Raw genomic sequence first — 15,956 nt, forward strand, 5'->3', positions numbered from 1 at the left:
TTGCGCTCGCGGACACGATCATTGCCCCGCGTACCAGGCGCCATCGACCCACAGTTCGGCGCCCGACACATATTTGGCTTCGTCGGAGGCGAGGTAGAGGCTGGCGTAGGCGATATCCATTGGATCGCCGACGATGCCCATCGGTATCGATGCCTTGATCGCGGCATCCTGTTCGGGGGTGATGTCCCCCAGGATCGGGGTCTTGATCTGGCCGGGAAAGATGGTGTTGACGCGAATGCCCTGCTTGGCAAATTCAAGCGCCCCGGCCTTGCCCATCACGCGCACGGCCGCTTTCGAGGCGTGGTAGGAGATGGCGTTGGGGCTGCCGATCAGGCCGTAGAGTGAGCTGATATTGACGATCGCCGCGTTGCCGGAGGCGAGCAGCGCAGGGGCGGCAGCCTTCATCCCCAGAAATACCGCGGTCTGGTTGATCGCGATCATGCGGTCCCAGCCTTGCTGCGTTTCGTCGACGATGCCGCCGGGGTGAAAGATGCCGGCATTGTTGACCAGCGTCGTCAACCGGCCGAACCGCACGACGGCGTCGGATACGGCCTTGCCCCAATTGTCGGCATCGGTCACGTCGAGGTGGATGAAGGCCGCCTTGCCGCCTTCGCTTTCGATTGCGGCGACAACCGCGTGGCCCTTTTCCGCCTGCACATCGCCGATCAGCACCGACGCGCCTTCGCGGGCGTAAAGGATCGCTTGCGCTTCACCCAGGCCGCTCGCGCCGCCCGAGATCAACGCCGACTTACCGTCCAGCCGGCCTGCCATTCTGCACTCTCCCAATTCGTCATTATCGTTGCCAATCTTGTTACACACTTACTAGATGAGAACAAGCAAGAATATTTTGCACGGCGGTTCGGTCAAATTATATCGATATATTTCCTATGGATAGACTCACACTAAGTAACATGCAATTGGCTTGAAACAAAATTTGCTTGTCGAAAGCAAGCAAGTGCGTCACTCTGTCCTCGGAGCGTGACTCGCGAGACCTGCACACCGCATTCGCGAGAAAATCATACGCCCGTCGATGGGAGAGAAATGATCATGACCGATCGCGTCAAAACCGCGAGCCTGCTCGCTACCGCTGCAATGATAATCTGTCCGGCATCGGCCGCGAGCGCGCAGGACGCGAGCGGCGAGACCTCGGCGGCATCGTCGGGCGGACTCGAAGAAATCGTCGTTACCGCGCGCAAGCGTGAAGAAAGCATGCAGGATGTGCCTGCGTCGATCAGCGCGCTATCGGCCGGCGAGCTGGACCGGCGGTTCGATTCCGACGTGCGCGACTTTGCCGACTCGTCACCCAACATCGTCATTGACGATACCCAGCAGGGGCCGGGCGGCGTTGCCGCCGTGTATATTCGCGGTATCGGCGTTGCCGATGTCGAAAAATCGGTCGACCCCGCGGTCGGCGTAGTGTTCGACGATGTCTATATTGGCCAAAGTTCGGGCAGCTTGCTGAAAGCGATCGATATCGACCGCGTCGAGGTGCTGCGCGGGCCGCAGGGAACGCTGTTTGGACGCAATGCCACCGGCGGCGTCATCAACCTCGCCCGCTCGCGCCCGACCTATGACCTCACCGGCAAGGCGCGGCTGACTTATGGCCGGTTCGACACCTGGAAGATCGAAGGCGTCGCCAGCACCGGATTGTCCGAGAATGTCGCGGTCAAGGTCAGCGGCGCTTATGAAAAGTCCGACGGCTATATCTTCAATCGCGTTCAGGACCAGCCCGGCCAGCGGTCGAAATTCTACGCGCTGTCTGCCGCGCTACTGTTCGAGCCGACCGACAATCTCGACATCCAGCTGAGCTATGATCACCAGAAGACGAAGCAGGATCCGCCGCAGCTGCTGGCGGTCAACCGGCCGACCGATCTGTTTTGCGTCGCTTACGCCCAATGTTCGCCCTCGCCGGGCGAACCGACCTCGGGCGATCGCTATGTCAGCGTGTCCGATGGCAGGCTGGAGCGGAACGCTACGTTCAAGCTCGACATGGCGATTGCCAAGGCGACCTATGACGTCGGGTCCGACATGCAGGTCGATTATATCCTCGGCTGGCTGAAAACCGACGAAGAAATCAATCAGGATTTCGACGCCGGACCGCAGACGCTGTATCACACCGACCGGCCGGCGCGCTGGCGCCAGACGACCAACGAGCTGCGCCTGACCAAGGGCGGCAACGGCCCGCTGACCTTTGTCCTCGGCGCCTATCTGTGGGATTCGCGCTACACGATCAATCTGAAGAATTACATCGGCTTCGCCGGTCCGCCGCTGCTGACCAGCGCGCAAGACGTAACGCAGACCAACAAGTCATGGGCGATCTATGGCGAGGGCGATTACGAGATTTTCGACAAGCTGACGCTGACCGTCGGCGCGCGTTATACGAAGGACAAGAAGTCCAGCATCGTCAACGACCTGCCGGTCTTTATCTATGGCACCACGGTCGAGGCGAATCCGATTGCCACGGCGCCGGGCGCTATCGTGATGGCGGCTCCGGTGAAAGAGAGCTGGAAGAAATTCACCCCGCGGGTTTCCCTCCGCTACGAGCTGACCGACGAAGCGATGGTCTATGCCCTATGGTCGCGCGGCTATCGCGGCGGCGGATTCAACGGCCGCCCGGCGACGCTTGGTGCGGCGACGATCCCCTATGATCCCGAAACGCTCGACAACTACGAGGCCGGTTTCAAGACCGAGTTCGCCGGCGGGCGCGTGCGCCTGAACGGTGCGGCGTTCCTGATGAAATATAAGGATATGCAGCAGGATCTGGACGTTCCGGCGCCCGGAACTTCCACCGGGCGCGAGAACCGCACGATCAACGCCTCCTCGGCAGAGTTCAAGGGGGTCGAGCTCGACCTGACCGCGCGGCTGTTCGATGGCTTCACGCTCAGCGGCAACATGGGCTATCTCGATGCGAAGTATAAGGATTTCTTCGGCGACATCTATAGCACCGGCACCCCCGTCGATGCGTCGTTCCTGAAGATCCGCCGCGCGCCGAAATGGACGTGGAGCCTGGGCGGGATTTACGAGGCCGACATTGGCAGCAATGCGTCGGCGTGGATCGCGGGCGACGTCCATTACATCGGCGGGCACGAGATCACCTTCCTCAACAATCCGAACCTGCGAAACAGCGGCCAGTATCTGGTCGACGCGTCGATCAACGCGCGGTTCAACCAGACTACGGTCAGCCTGTTCGGCAAAAATCTGGCGAACGAAAAGGGCTGGACGATCGGTTACGACGTGCAGGGGGTGTGGAGCTATGCCGCACCGCGGCCGCGACGGACGTGGGGCGTTGCCCTGACCCAGGCGTTCTGAGCAGCGCTCGGGGATGACGACGACGCCAAAACCTGCGGCCCGCCGATGGGTGGTTACCGGAGCATCGCGAGGCCTGGGCCTCGCGATCGCTCGGCTGGCCGCCAGCAAGGGCGACCGTGTTGCGCTGATCGCGCGCGGTGCGGATATCGATGCGCAGGCGAAATTGATCGGTGGCGAGGCGATCGGCCTGGTCGCCGACGTGACCGATCCGGCGTCGGTCACGGGCGCCTGCGCGCAGATTGCCGATCGTTGGGGCGGCATCGATGTCCTGATCAACAACGCCGGTCTCCACCGCGGCGGGCTGCTTGCTTCGCTGTCGCAGAGCGATTGGCAGTCGGTGCTCGATACCAACCTGTCCGGCCCGCTCAACTTTGTGCGCGCCGTCTTGCCGCACATGGGCGAGGGCGGGTCGATCGTGAATATCGGCGCGGTCGTCGGGCTGCGCGGCTTTGCCGGCGACGCCGCTTATGGTGCGTCAAAGGCGGGACTGGCCGGGCTGACGCAAGTGCTGGCGGTCGAACTCGCGCGGAGCGGCATCCGGGTCAATTACGTCATTCCGGGGCTGACCTCGACCGAAATGACCGCGGGCATATCGGCGCGCGCCAAAGCCAAGCTTGTCGCGAGCATTCCGCTCGGCCGCGAAGGCACGGCCGAGGAGCTGGCCGACGTCGTCTGGTGGGTGGCAGGATCGCCCTATATGACCGGGTCGATCATCTCGAACGACGGCGGGCTGCTGTGCAGATTGTGAGCGATCTGGCCGAGCGGTTCGCCCGCTGGCTGGACCGTGAAGCCGGGATCGCCGACGCGCGGATCGTGCGCCCGCTGACCGGCGGCAACGCCAATGTCACCAGCCTCGTGGAAACGGCGCGCGGTCCCATGGTGCTTCGGCATCCGCCCGCAGACACCGTGTCCGACCTTGCAGGCGCCGGCATAGCCCGCGAATTTCGCTTCAGCTCCGCGATCGCGGGCAAGGCGCCGGTGGCCGAACCCATTCTCTTCTGTGACGATCTCGCGGTTCTCGGCGCGCCGTTTTCGCTGACCCGCTTTGTGAGCGGCATGGCGATCACCGACACGTTGCCGCCCGCCTTTTCGAAAGACATCGAGACACTGGATGCCGTCGGCCACGCGCTGATCGACGCGCTTGCCAGCGTTCACGCGATCGCGCCGGTCCCCGCTGAACTTGGCGATGTCGACAAGGCGCGGACATTTGTAGTGCGTCAGATCGAGCGCTGGCGCGCGGTGCGGTCCGCCAACGCCGTCCGCGATCTGCCGCTTATCGAAACGCTCGGCGCTTGGCTCGCCGCGAATGCGCCGCCGCCCGAAGCGGTACGGATCGTCCATTGCGACTATCACCTCGACAATGTGCTGATGGACCCTGCCGTGCCACAGGTGAAAGCGATCCTCGATTGGGAAATGGCGACGCTGGCCGATCCGCTGGTCGATGTCGGGCTGGTCACCGCAATGTGGAACCGCGATGAAAAGCTGCCGCTCGGTTTCGCCTTCGTCCAGCGCGTGTCGAACGTGCCCGGCGTGATCGACGGCACCGATCTGGCGCAGCGCTGGGCGCGTGCGACAGGTCTTTCAATCGATCATGTCGGCTATTTTCAGGCCTTTGCGCTCTGGCGCCTCGCGGCGATCGTCGAGGGCGCTTATGTGTTGTTTCGCGAAGGGCAAGTCGACGGGGCGTATGAGCGCGGGCTTGAGCAGGATGTTCCGGCGCTGCTCGACGCGGCATGGCGGATCGCGGCGCGCGAGGGGATGGCGTGATGGACGCGACCATGATGCACGAGCCGCTGGGCACCGCGACGATCTTTGCGCACGGCGAACATATTCATGCGACCAGCCGCATCGGGCTGTTCGACGGCGAGGAAGTGGCGTGGCGCAGCTATGCGGAGACGGCCGAGCGCGCGCGCCGTCTGGCCGCGGCGTTGCGGGCCGCGGGCGTCGGGCCAAACACCCGCGTCGCAACGCTCAGCTGGAATGATTTTGTACATTTTGAGGCCTATCTGGCGGTCCCGGCGATGGGCGGGGTGTTGCATACGCTCAATCTGCGGCTGCATCCCGATCAGCTTCGCTACATCATGGCGGACGCCGAAGACGGCTTTCTGATTGCCGATGCCATTTTGCTGGCGGCGCTGCTGCCGCAGGTGAATTCGCTGGCGGACCTTCGTCACATCATCGTGACCGGCGACACCGAAGGGCTCGCCGGGCTCGAAAAGCCGTGGACGTCTTATGAGGCGTTTATCGCAGGCCACGCGCCGATCGCGCAATTCCCGGAGGTGGACGAGACCGCTGCCGCGGCGACATGCTACACGTCGGGGACGACGGGTGATCCCAAGGGGGTCGTCTATTCGCACCGCACGATATTCCTCCACAGCCTCGCTTCGATGGCCGCCAATGCCTTTGCGCTCAGCGACCGTGACACGATCCTGCTGCTGCCGCCAATGTTCCATGCCAACGCCTGGGGGCTGCCCTATTCGGGCTGGCTCGCGGGCGCCGATTTTGTGCTGCCGGGCCCGCATTTGCAGCCCGAGGCGATCCGCCGGATGATCCGCGCCACCGCGCCGACCTTTACCGCGACCGTGCCGACCATCCTCAACGACCTACTGCGCGCCGATGCTGCCGACCCGGTCGATATGGCCAGTTTCCGCGTTATCGTGGCGGGCGGATCGGCGGTTTCGGAAGGCCTGATCGCTGACGTCGAGCGCCGCTGGGCCATACCGTTGATCCAGGGCTGGGGGATGACCGAAACCAGCCCGCTGTGCGTCCTGTCGCATCCCCCCGCCGATGTTGCGCCCGAAGAGGCGCGCCGGTTGCGCGCCAAAAGCGGGCGTCCGGTTGCCGGGGTCCGGGTGCGGCTGGTCGATGATCAGGACCGGCCGGTCGCCGAAGATGGCAAGAGCGTCGGGCGGTTGCAGCTGCGCGGGGCGTGGATCGCGCGCGGCTATCACCGCGGCGCCGGAGCGGGAGTGCTGACCGACGACGGCTGGCTCGACACCGGCGATGCCGGGACGATCGACGCGCGCGGCTATGTCCAGGTCACCGACCGGCTGAAGGATCTGGTCAAATCGGGCGGCGAGTGGATTCCCTCGGCCGAGCTGGAGAACCATGTTGCCAGCCTGGCTGGCGTCGATTTGGCCGCGGTGATCGGGGTCGCCGATCCGCGCTGGGAGGAACGACCGCTGGCGATCGTCACCACGCCCGACGGCATGCCCCCCGATTTCGCGCGCTTGCGATCGGCGTTGCAAGGCCAGATCGCGCGCTTTTGGATTCCCGAATATTGGGCGCACGCCGCCACGCTGCCATTGACCAGCGTCGGCAAGATTGACAAGCAGGCGCTGCGCGCCGCCGTTGCGAACGGCCAGACGGGTTTTGAAAGGGTTGACGAATTTTCATGAACGCATCGTCTCCGATGAAAGGCAAGGCGTCGCTGCGCGAAGTGACCGAGAGCCACCGCGCCGAGCCCGTCAAAGGCCGCGTCAAGCCGCGCGCCAGCCGCCGCACGCAGGCCGAACGCACCGCACTCTCCGACGCTCGCATGTTTGATGCCGCGATGCAGCTGATCATTGAACAGGGAACGCACGCGACGACGCTGAAAGCCGTCGGCGAGCGCGCGGGCTATTCGCGCGGGCTGGCGTCGAGCCGCTTCGGGTCGAAGGACGCGCTGTTCGGTCAGCTGGTGCTGCATTTCAACACCAGCTGGACGCAGGAACTGGCGAACAAGGTCGGCACCCGCGGCGGCGCGCAGGCGTGTCTGGCCGCCCTGCGCGCGGTCGAGGGCTTTCTGGCTAGCCACTCGGGTTACATGCAGGCGATGTATATCCTGTGGTTTGAATCGATCAGCTCGCACAATGATGTGCGCGACCATCTTGCCGCCTATCATGAGATTTATCGGCGCGATGTCGCGCATTGGGTCGAGGAAGGCATCGCCAGCGGCGAGATCGACGCCTCGGTCGACGCCGAATGCTATGCTTTCGGTTTCTGCAGCTTTATCTTTGGGACGATCTACCAGTGGCTTGTCGCGTCCGACAGCGTCGACCTGCCGAAACAGTTCGAGGCCTTTCGCCGTTCGACCGCGAAAGCCTTTGCAATCCCCTACTGATTCTCTGGTTCAGGCCACAATAAAATCGACAAAACCAACAGCTTACGTGCCAGTTTTTGCGCTTGATTTTCTATTTGCTAGACGCTAGCAAGTAAATGGTGAGATGCCGATGACGGCACCCGGAAATGTGGGAGAGTTGGCTTGGCAAAGGCTGTCGATCCGCCGCGGTTGCGGAGCCGGTGGGGCCATTTGGCCTCCATGCTGGCGCCGATGCGCGCTGCCCGACGCTGGCCCAAATCGCGCATCGCCGAAAAGCAGAACGGATGACGGGCGCGGATGCCATCGACGGCGGTTTGATGCGGCCGGTGCTCGACGGTGTGCGCGTGATCGAACTGGCGGGTATCGGTCCTGCGCCCTTTTGCGCCATGATGCTCGCCGACCACGGCGCAGAGGTGATCCGGATCGATCGACCCGGCGGCAGCGACCCGCTGGCGCAGGATCAGCGGCGCGATGTGCTGCTACGTTCGCGGCGGTCAATCACGCTCGACCTGAAGCAGCCCGATGCGATCGAGATCGTGGCCAGGCTGGTTGAAACCGCCGACGGCCTGATCGAAGGGTTCCGGCCCGGGGTTGCCGAGCGACTGGGGCTTGGTCCCGACATTTTGATGCAGCGCAATCCGGCGCTGGTGTATGGGCGGATGACCGGTTGGGGGCAGGATGGCCCCTTGGCCGACAAGGCGGGCCACGACCTCAATTATATCTCGATCAACGGCTGTCTCGGCGCGCTGGGGTCGGACGGTACGCCGCCGACGCCACCGCTGAACCTGATCGGCGACTATGGCGGCGGCGGCATGATGCTGGCCTTCGGCTTCGTGGCAGCGCTGCTCGCGGCGCGGCGGAGCGGCGAGGGGCGGGTGATCGATTGCAGCATGGCCGAGGGATCGGCGGCGTTGATGGCGGGCACGTGGTCGCTGACGCACAATGGGATGTGGAACAAGGAACGCGGCCAAAACCTCCTCGACGGGGGCGCGCCCTTTTATGCCTGCTATGCCTGCGCCGACGGAGGTTTCGTCGCGATCGGCGCGATCGAGGCACAATTTTATGCGCGGCTTGTGGAGGCGATGGGCCTTGCCGGCGACCCGCTGTTCGCCGCGCAGCACGATCACGCGCGATGGCCCGCGATGAAGGCGCGGCTGGCCGAAATTTTCGCGTCGGCGCCGCGGGCGAGCTGGACTGACCGATTGTTGCATCACGACTGCTGCTACACCGAAGTGCTGACGATGGCCGAGGCGCCGACGCACGATCACAATCGGGCAAGGGGCAGCTATCTGGAGGTCGATGGGTGGATGCAGCCGCATCCGGCGCCGCGTTTTGCGGACACCCGGGTTGTCGCGCCCCGGATGTGGCAGCGCGATTCCGATCGCATGGAAATTCTCGCTGAGATCGGGGTCGCCGATCCCGATCGTGTGGTGGCCGAATAGAAGCTTTGAGGAAAAATGATGGGCGCCAACCAAGGTGCCGTCAGATTATTGGAGAGTGTGATGACGACGACGAACGCCGATGCCAGCGTGGCCACCGAACATCGCGAAGGCCACCCCGCCCTGGACTATGACGCGATCGTCATCGGTGCCGGTTTTGCCGGGCTGGCGCTGATCCATTATCTGCGCGAGGAAGGGCTCAATGTCCGCGTGTTTGACCGCGCATCGGACATCGGCGGCACCTGGACGTGGAACCGCTATCCGGGAGCGGCGACCGATAGCGAAAGCTATTATTACTGCCTCACCTTCTCGCCCGAGTTGTTGCAGGAATGGTCGTGGTCGAAGCGCTATCCGGGCCGCGAGGAGACGCAAAATTACATGCGGTTCGTCGCCGACAAGTGCGACATGTGGCCGCATATCCAGTTCAACACCGAAATTGTCGCGGCGGAGTATCTGGAATCGCGTGGCTGCTGGCAGGTCACAACCGGCGACGGCGACGTTTATAGCTGCAAATATTTCATCAGCGGGATGGGGATGATTTCGGAACCGATGATCCCGAAAATCCCCGGCATGGGCCGTTTCAAGGGCCCGATCTTTCATTCTTCGCGCTGGCCGCACGAAGGGCTGGACTATGCGGGCAAGAAGGTCGGCATCATCGGCGCGGGAGCGACGACGGTGCAGATGCTACCCGTTGTGGCGGAAACCGCAGGCAGCGTGACGGTGTTTCAGCGCACCCCCAACTATGTCCTGCCTGCCATGCAGAAAGAGATGACCCCCGAGTGGGAAAAAGAGATCAAAGACAATTACCCGGCGATTGTCGCCAAGTGCCGCAATCATGTGTTCGGCATGGCGTTCGACAGCCCGGTCGGGCGCAACGTGATCGATACGCCGCCCGAGGAACGGCAGCGCATCTTTGAGGAAAACTGGACCGGCAGTTTCCGCTGGGTTTTCGAAACCTTCGACGACCTGCTTGCCAGCCCCGAAGCCAACCGCATGGCGGGCGACTTCATCGCCGCCAAAATGCGCGAGCGGGTAAACGATCCTGCGCTTGCCGACCTGCTGACACCGAGCTTCGAGGATTATCCGCTGTTCGCCAAGCGCCCGCCGCTCGACCACGGCTATTTCGAAGCCTTCAATCGCGACAATGTGCATCTGGTCGACATCAAGAAGCGCGAACCGCTGGTCGAGATTACCGAGACGGGGGTGCGCACCACGCTCAACGACTATGAATTCGACATCATCGTCCTGGCGACGGGCTTCAAGGCCTATACCGGCTCGCTCGAAGCCTTTCCGATCCGCGGCGAAGGTGGCCAGACGCTGCGCGAAAAATGGCAGGTGCAATCGTCGTCGATCATGGGGGTGTGCGTCGCTGGTTTCCCCAACATGTTTGTGGTCACCGGTCCGCAGGCGCCGTTCGCCAACCTGCCGACGTCGATCGAGCAGAATGCGATCTGGATCTCGCGCTGCGTCGCAAAGATGGAACGCGAGGGGCTGGACGTGTTCGAGCCGCGTGAAGAGGCGGAGCAGGAATGGACCGCCGCAACTGCGAACATCCATGGGCAGACGCTGATGGCCGAAGGCGACAAGGTCAATTCCTGGATGATGGGCGCCAATCGCGACGACAAGGGCGCGCGCGTGCTGATCTATTTCGGCGGCGCCAACCTCTATTATGACGCGCTGGACCAGTCGGCGGCGGAGGGATTTCCGGAGCTGGCGTTCAAAAAGCGCGCTTTGGGTCAGGATCTTTAATTGCGGAGATAGACGGAGTTGAATCCGTTAACGGTTTAATGGATCAGTCCGCACTGACAGAGGCGGAACTGGGCGTGCTGTGTCGGGTCTCCCAGAGGCGGACATTGCGTTGATTCGGTGCGGGCTTTTCGGTCCATCCGACAACCGAGCTGGAAGCAATGGGTATCGATCGCTGTACGGCATCCACGCGAGCGCTCGGCGATTGTCGGCTTTCGTGTTCGTACGTCTGGAAGCGGCCTGGCCGCTACCGGCCAGTTCCAACATCGCCCTCATCTAGTGTTGCGACCCATCCGCGATGAGACTGCTATGATCGCGCCACCAACTGACGAATATACTCGTCGAGCGTCGTCCCCCCCCGGATCGACCTCTCGTCATAATCGAACCGGCCGTCGAGGCTGACCGCTGTCATCCGGGCGTAAGAAGCAGCGGCAGGCTTCGAAAAGCCGAACTTGCGAAAGGCTTCCTCCCACTGCTCACGTGGCGTCACCACGACCTCCACCGGGCGGCCGAGAGCCTCGGCGAAAGCCTGCGCCACATCGTTCGAAGAATAGCGGTCAGGTCCTTCCACATACCGAACCCCGGTGTCAGCGACCGGCGATAGCAGCCGATCCGCGGCCACTTTTCCCAGATCGCGCGGCGCTGCCATCGGCAGCGCGAGATCGGCGGGGTACATCGTCTGCAGCTTTCCCGTTTCGCGTATTGGGTCAAGCTGATCATCCCAATTGCTGAAATAGTACGGCGCGCGATTGATTGCGGCTGGGATGCCTTGGCTGCGCAGGCCTTCTTCAAGTTCCCATAGGACATTCAGATCGCCGATACGGTCGCCGGGCTGCGCCCCGGCGGTGGACTCCGCGACGACTTTCTCAAGCCCGGAATCGGAGAGAGCGGCGAGAATATTGGCGACGGTGCCCCGTTCCACCCGGTCGGTATCCGTCGTTACGTCGGCGGGCGGGTTGAGCAGGAAGGCGCGGCGTCCGCGTTGGAAAGCTGCGCGCAACGATCGCACATCATTCACATCTGCCTCGATGATCTCGGCTTTCGTGTCGCGCCAGCTATCGGCGTGGCCGGGATCGTGCGTGATGACCCCAACCGGCTCGCCGCGGGCAAGGAGAGTCTCCGCCACTGCCGATCCGACGTGCCCGGTGGCGCCCATAACGATATGCATTGACCTTCTCCAATCGACCATGCCAACGGACAATTGTTCGGATAGTTTCCGTGCCATAGCGACGAATCGAGCTGGTCCGGACTTTGAACGGGCTAGCCGGTGCTTACAGCCGGTCGAGCGCAGTATCAGGCCGCTGTAGTTCCCATCTTGGTGATAATTTCCCCTTGGCTCGGCAGCATTCCACGGGCGGCCCTGGCAGCATCCCACGGTCGGTCCTTATTGCACGGAGCTTTGAGTTGCGGCCGTTGTAGATGATATAGTTGGGTTCCGGAGGGCGCGGTTCGAACTATCCCGTTTGAGCGTGGGAACGAGTCCAGCTGTCTACGGATTGCGCAGGAGGAGCCGGAGCGCAGGCAGGCATGGCATCGGGTAAGACAACATCGGCGGAGAAGCGGCTCGAACCCTATCGAGCTAAGCGTGACTTCGGCCGCACGGCCGAGCCGTCGGGCGCCACCGGTAAATCGGCTGGCAACGGGTTTGTCGTTCAGAAGCATGCAGCCTCGCGATTACACTATGACTTTCGCCTTGAGCTCGACGGCGTGCTCGTGAGCTGGGCGGTCACGCGCGGACCGAGCCTGAATCCGGACGACAAACGTCTGGCGGTGCGCACCGAGGACCATCCGCTCGATTACGCCCGTTTCGAAGGCACGATTCCCAAAGGCCAATATGGCGGCGGGACGGTAATGCTCTGGGACAATGGGACATGGGAATCGATCCCCGGCAAGGATCCGCGCAAGACCCTTGCCGAGGGCCATCTCCACTTCATTCTCCATGGCCGCCGCATGAAGGGCGAGTGGATAATGTTCAGGCTCAAACCGCGCGGCAAAGAGAAGGGCGAAAACTGGCTCCTGCGCAAGGTCGAGGATGAATTTTCGGGCGGTTCGGACGATCTTGTGGGGGGATATCTGACCGGAATAGACAGTGGCCGGACGATGGAGGAAATCGCTGCCGGCAAGGCGCCGAAGAAGCGCCGGGCGCGCGCAGATTCGGCTAAGGCGCCGGCGAAGACGTCGGCAATCAAGGGTGCGGCGGAACCGGCAACGAAGAAGGTGAGAGGCGGGGCAAAGCTGCCACCCTTTCAGCATGTGCAGCTCGCCACCCTGGTCGATCATGTGCCGGCGGGCGAGCGATGGCTGCACGAATTGAAATATGACGGTTATCGCACTCTGCTCGCGATCGGCGGCGGCGAAGGGCGCGCCTACACCCGCTCGGGCCTCGATTGGTCTGACCGCTTCGCGGGGTTGATCGCGGCAGCCGGGAAACTTCGCGCGCGGTCGGCGCTCATCGACGGCGAGGCGGTCGTTCGACTAAGCGACGGGCGCACAAGTTTTCAGGCTTTACAGGCGGCGCTGAAGGCGGACCCCGCCAGCATCGAATATTTCGCCTTTGACCTCCTCGAGCTCGATGGCGAGGATTTGACGCAAAAACCGCTGGGCGAGCGCAAGGAACGTCTCGCTGTCCTGATCGGCGAACGCGGGGGACCAATACAATATTCGGATCATATCGTCGGCCACGGTGAGGAATTGTTCGAGAGTTTCTGCGGCGCCGGCCTTGAGGGGGTGATCTCGAAACGCGTTGACGCGAAATATAGCGGCTCGCGGAGCGGCAGTTGGTTGAAGACCAAATGCATTCGGCGGCAGGAATTTGTCATCGTCGGCTGGACGCCTTCGGACAAGCAGCGAGGATTTCGCTCCCTTCTCCTCGGAGTGAACGAGAATGGCGCGCTGCGCTACGCGGGTAAGGCTGGAACCGGCTTTACCGGCGACGAGATCGAGCGTCTGCTCGAGATCATGGCGCCGCTCGCGCGCAAGACCCCGACGGTCGATGCACCGCGTGCTGCGGTGCGCGGCGCGCAATGGATCGAGCCGAAGCTGGTCGCCGAGATCGCCTTCATCGAATTTACCGATGAAGGTGTGCTTCGCCATCCCAGCTATCTGGGGCTGCGCGAGGACAAGAAGCCTGAAGCGGTCGTGATCGAACGCGAAGCGCCGGTCGCCGCGGCAACCGCTGCTCCGACAAGCGGTGTGCGGATCAGCAATCGCGAGCGCATCATCTTCCCCGAGGGGAAGCTCAGCAAAGGCCAACTTGCAGATTATTATGAACAAGTCGCACCGATCATGCTTCCCTGGGCAGGCAGCCGGCCAATCAGCCTCGTTCGCTGTCCACAGGGCCGCGCGAAGAAATGTTTCTTCCAGAAACATGATGCCGGCAGCTTTGGCGAAGCGGTCAAGCAAGTGGGGATCCGGGAGAAGGATGGCCATGAGGAACCTTATCTGTTCGTCGATACCGCCGACGGCCTGCTCACTTGCGTGCAAATGGGAACGATCGAATTTCATGGGTGGGGTGCCCGGATCGAGAATGTCGAGAAAGCCGATCGCCTGGTTTTCGACCTCGATCCGGACGAAGGCCTTGGTTTTGACCTGGTTGTGAGCGCGGCCGTTCATGTCCGGGACCTACTCGCCGAAATGGGGCTCGTGACTTTTCCGATGGTGACCGGCGGCAAGGGCGTGCATGTTATCGCGCCGCTGACCCCCGCAGCGGAGTGGCTGATCGTCAAGGATTTCGCGCACCGCTTTGCGATGGCGCTCGCCCAGTCAGACCCCGCGCGTTATACGGCTGCGCTCGCCAAGGCACAGCGCAAGGGGCGCATCTTCATCGACTATCTGCGGAACCAGCGCGGTGCGACCGCGGTGATGCCCTATAGTGCGCGGGCGCGCGAATATGCGCCGATCGCCGTGCCGCTGACCTGGGAGGAGCTACGCGACATCGACACGCCTTCTCACTGGCACATCGGCGACGGCCCAGAAATGCTCAAGCGCGCTGCTTCGAAAAATCTCGCGCATTGGGGGCGCGCCGACCAAATTCTGCCCGACATCTGACGGACGCGCCGTTCAGAGCGAATTTGATCAGCAAAAAGGTGAAGGCCGCCGCGGCGAAGCCGCGACGGCTCACGTCACGGGCGCGCCGAAAGTTTTCTAAGTTCGGTGCGATGCGCCTCGACCACGGGTACGATCTCGCTGGCCGCCTTCTTCAGGCTGTCGGTGTCGCCGAGCGTCGAATAGCCCTGATGAAGTGCGAGCGCGGCGTCATGCGCCGTCTGCTGATGCCCAAGATAAACGGCATCAATCGTTGCCGCGTCCGCTTTCTTGATCTCGTCGAGCATCTGCTGCTGATCGGCATCGAGCGCCGGCGCCGGCACCTCAATCTTGGCCGCGGTCGCCGCGGCCTTCACCTTCGCGGTCGATTGACCGTGATTGTCGATCATCATTTGAGCGAACTTCTTCACATCGGTATTCGCCGACTTGGCCAATAGCGCCTTTGAAGACTCGATTTCCCAAAGGTCACCTGCACCCGCGTTGGCGATATAGCCGACTGCATCGGTGGGGGCCGCACGCGTTGCAGGGGTGGCGGCGGGTGGCGCGGCGTCGGCTGCGACTACACCATCGCCGCCGTTCGTATCGGGCGGGGCTGCGCTGCTATTGTCATTGTTACCGCAAGCGCTCAGCAACAGTGCCGTGGTCGTGAGCCAGATAAACTTTACCATCGGACGTCTCCTTTTTTGGCTTGCCCCCGCGAAGGCAACGTCACCGCATGTCCGAAGTTCCTCTTCCGCACTCGGTTCATCGCGGCAGGCCTACGCGGCGCCCACCACAACCGATACGACGCAGTCCGATCCGCCGCGGCAGCATTTGCCCCTTAGAAGGCGGTTGCACGAGCCCCTCGGCGGGCAGGGCGTCGGCTGCCGCATGCACAGTCGCCTATACGTGGTGCCACGGCCCGCAAGACATGCTCGCGCGGGCGATCTCGCTGTGGCAGACTGTCGTTCCCGGCGAGCGATCATTGAGAACTGCCAACGTCATCTCGCGCGCTCCACCCGTCACTTTTTACGCGCTCTGCCACGTCCCGTTGTCATTGGGTCGGGTTTCGGCGGCGGACGCCATCCGGGCGGCGGGGTAAATTTCTGCTGGCTTGTTCCCAGACCCATCGCACCTGGCTGCTGACGGTCCAGACCGGCGTAATCTGCCGCGTCGGCGGCTTCCGCGCTGGCACCGCCGCGTATCGCGCTGATTCTGTCGCGGCACCGCCTTGCCTCCTCGAAATCGAGCGCGCGCGCCGCAGCCTCCATCTTGCTCTGCAATTCCCGGAGTGTGTCGGTCATTATTTGCTAACGCACGAGTCGGCCTTCCGGCAGCAATCCATGCTCTTCTCTGGC

Annotated in this window: 12 protein-coding genes; 8 read left to right on the top strand and 4 right to left on the bottom strand. The window is 62.9% G+C overall.

Translation table 11 applies throughout. The annotated features are described in order from the left end of the window. Nucleotides 1-18: 18 nt before the first annotated feature. Nucleotides 19-771, bottom strand: a complete 753-nt coding sequence (locus tag HEQ22_RS04195) for a glucose 1-dehydrogenase (protein WP_432769946.1) — start codon at nt 769-771, stop codon at nt 19-21. 276 nt (nt 772-1,047) lie between these two features. Here HEQ22_RS04195 and HEQ22_RS04200 point away from each other — a divergent pair, with 276 nt between their 5' ends. The 7 genes from HEQ22_RS04200 to HEQ22_RS04230 all read left to right on the top strand — a co-directional run bounded on the left by HEQ22_RS04200 (nt 1,048) and on the right by HEQ22_RS04230 (nt 10,578). Next, the gene (locus tag HEQ22_RS04200; protein WP_432769947.1) at nt 1,048-3,309 is read left to right on the top strand and encodes a TonB-dependent receptor; all 2,262 of its coding nucleotides are present in this window, start codon (nt 1,048-1,050) and stop codon (nt 3,307-3,309) included. Between the two features lie 13 nt (nt 3,310-3,322). Further along, on the top strand, nt 3,323-4,057 hold the full coding sequence (locus HEQ22_RS04205) for an SDR family NAD(P)-dependent oxidoreductase (RefSeq protein ID WP_432769948.1): 735 nt from the start codon (nt 3,323-3,325) through the stop codon (nt 4,055-4,057). After that, a complete protein-coding gene (locus tag HEQ22_RS04210) occupies nt 4,045-5,076 on the top strand; it encodes a phosphotransferase family protein (protein WP_432769949.1) in 1,032 nt (343 codons plus the stop codon). Before HEQ22_RS04205 ends, HEQ22_RS04210 begins: the two co-directional genes overlap by 13 nt. Further along, the gene (locus tag HEQ22_RS04215; protein WP_432770938.1) at nt 5,076-6,707 is read left to right on the top strand and encodes a long-chain-fatty-acid--CoA ligase; all 1,632 of its coding nucleotides are present in this window, start codon (nt 5,076-5,078) and stop codon (nt 6,705-6,707) included. The genes HEQ22_RS04210 and HEQ22_RS04215 overlap by 1 nt, the downstream gene beginning before the upstream one ends. After that, complete coding sequence (locus HEQ22_RS04220; protein ID WP_432769950.1) at nt 6,704-7,411, top strand: TetR/AcrR family transcriptional regulator; 708 nt, start codon at nt 6,704-6,706, stop codon at nt 7,409-7,411. The genes HEQ22_RS04215 and HEQ22_RS04220 overlap by 4 nt, the downstream gene beginning before the upstream one ends. Nucleotides 7,412-7,674: 263 nt before the next feature. Further along, the gene (locus HEQ22_RS04225) at nt 7,675-8,832 is read left to right on the top strand and encodes a CaiB/BaiF CoA transferase family protein (RefSeq protein WP_432769951.1); all 1,158 of its coding nucleotides are present in this window, start codon (nt 7,675-7,677) and stop codon (nt 8,830-8,832) included. A gap of 15 nt (nt 8,833-8,847) precedes the next feature. Beyond that, nucleotides 8,848-10,578, top strand: a complete 1,731-nt coding sequence (locus tag HEQ22_RS04230; RefSeq protein WP_432769952.1) for a flavin-containing monooxygenase — start codon at nt 8,848-8,850, stop codon at nt 10,576-10,578. Between the two features lie 304 nt (nt 10,579-10,882). Here the strand turns inward: HEQ22_RS04230 and HEQ22_RS04235 are convergent, their stop codons facing one another. Continuing rightward, entirely contained in the window at nt 10,883-11,743 is an 861-nt protein-coding gene (locus tag HEQ22_RS04235) for an NmrA family NAD(P)-binding protein (protein WP_432769953.1), read from the bottom strand. Nucleotides 11,744-12,102: 359 nt separating this feature from the next. Here HEQ22_RS04235 and ligD point away from each other — a divergent pair, with 359 nt between their 5' ends. Continuing rightward, the gene (gene ligD / locus HEQ22_RS04240; protein WP_432769954.1) at nt 12,103-14,622 is read left to right on the top strand and encodes a DNA ligase D; all 2,520 of its coding nucleotides are present in this window, start codon (nt 12,103-12,105) and stop codon (nt 14,620-14,622) included. Between the two features lie 74 nt (nt 14,623-14,696). On the opposite strand, the gene HEQ22_RS04245 is transcribed toward ligD, so the two are convergent. Both HEQ22_RS04245 and HEQ22_RS04250 read right to left on the bottom strand, forming a co-directional pair. After that, nucleotides 14,697-15,287, bottom strand: coding sequence for a DUF4142 domain-containing protein (locus HEQ22_RS04245; RefSeq protein ID WP_432769955.1), 591 nt, complete (start codon nt 15,285-15,287; stop codon nt 14,697-14,699). Between the two features lie 333 nt (nt 15,288-15,620). Next, entirely contained in the window at nt 15,621-15,902 is a 282-nt protein-coding gene (locus HEQ22_RS04250; RefSeq protein ID WP_432769956.1) for a UvrB/UvrC motif-containing protein, read from the bottom strand. Nucleotides 15,903-15,956 lie beyond the last annotated feature (54 nt).

Origin of the sequence: Sphingopyxis sp., assembly GCF_050916055.1 — a bacterium.
GTDB lineage: Bacteria > Pseudomonadota > Alphaproteobacteria > Sphingomonadales > Sphingomonadaceae > Sphingopyxis.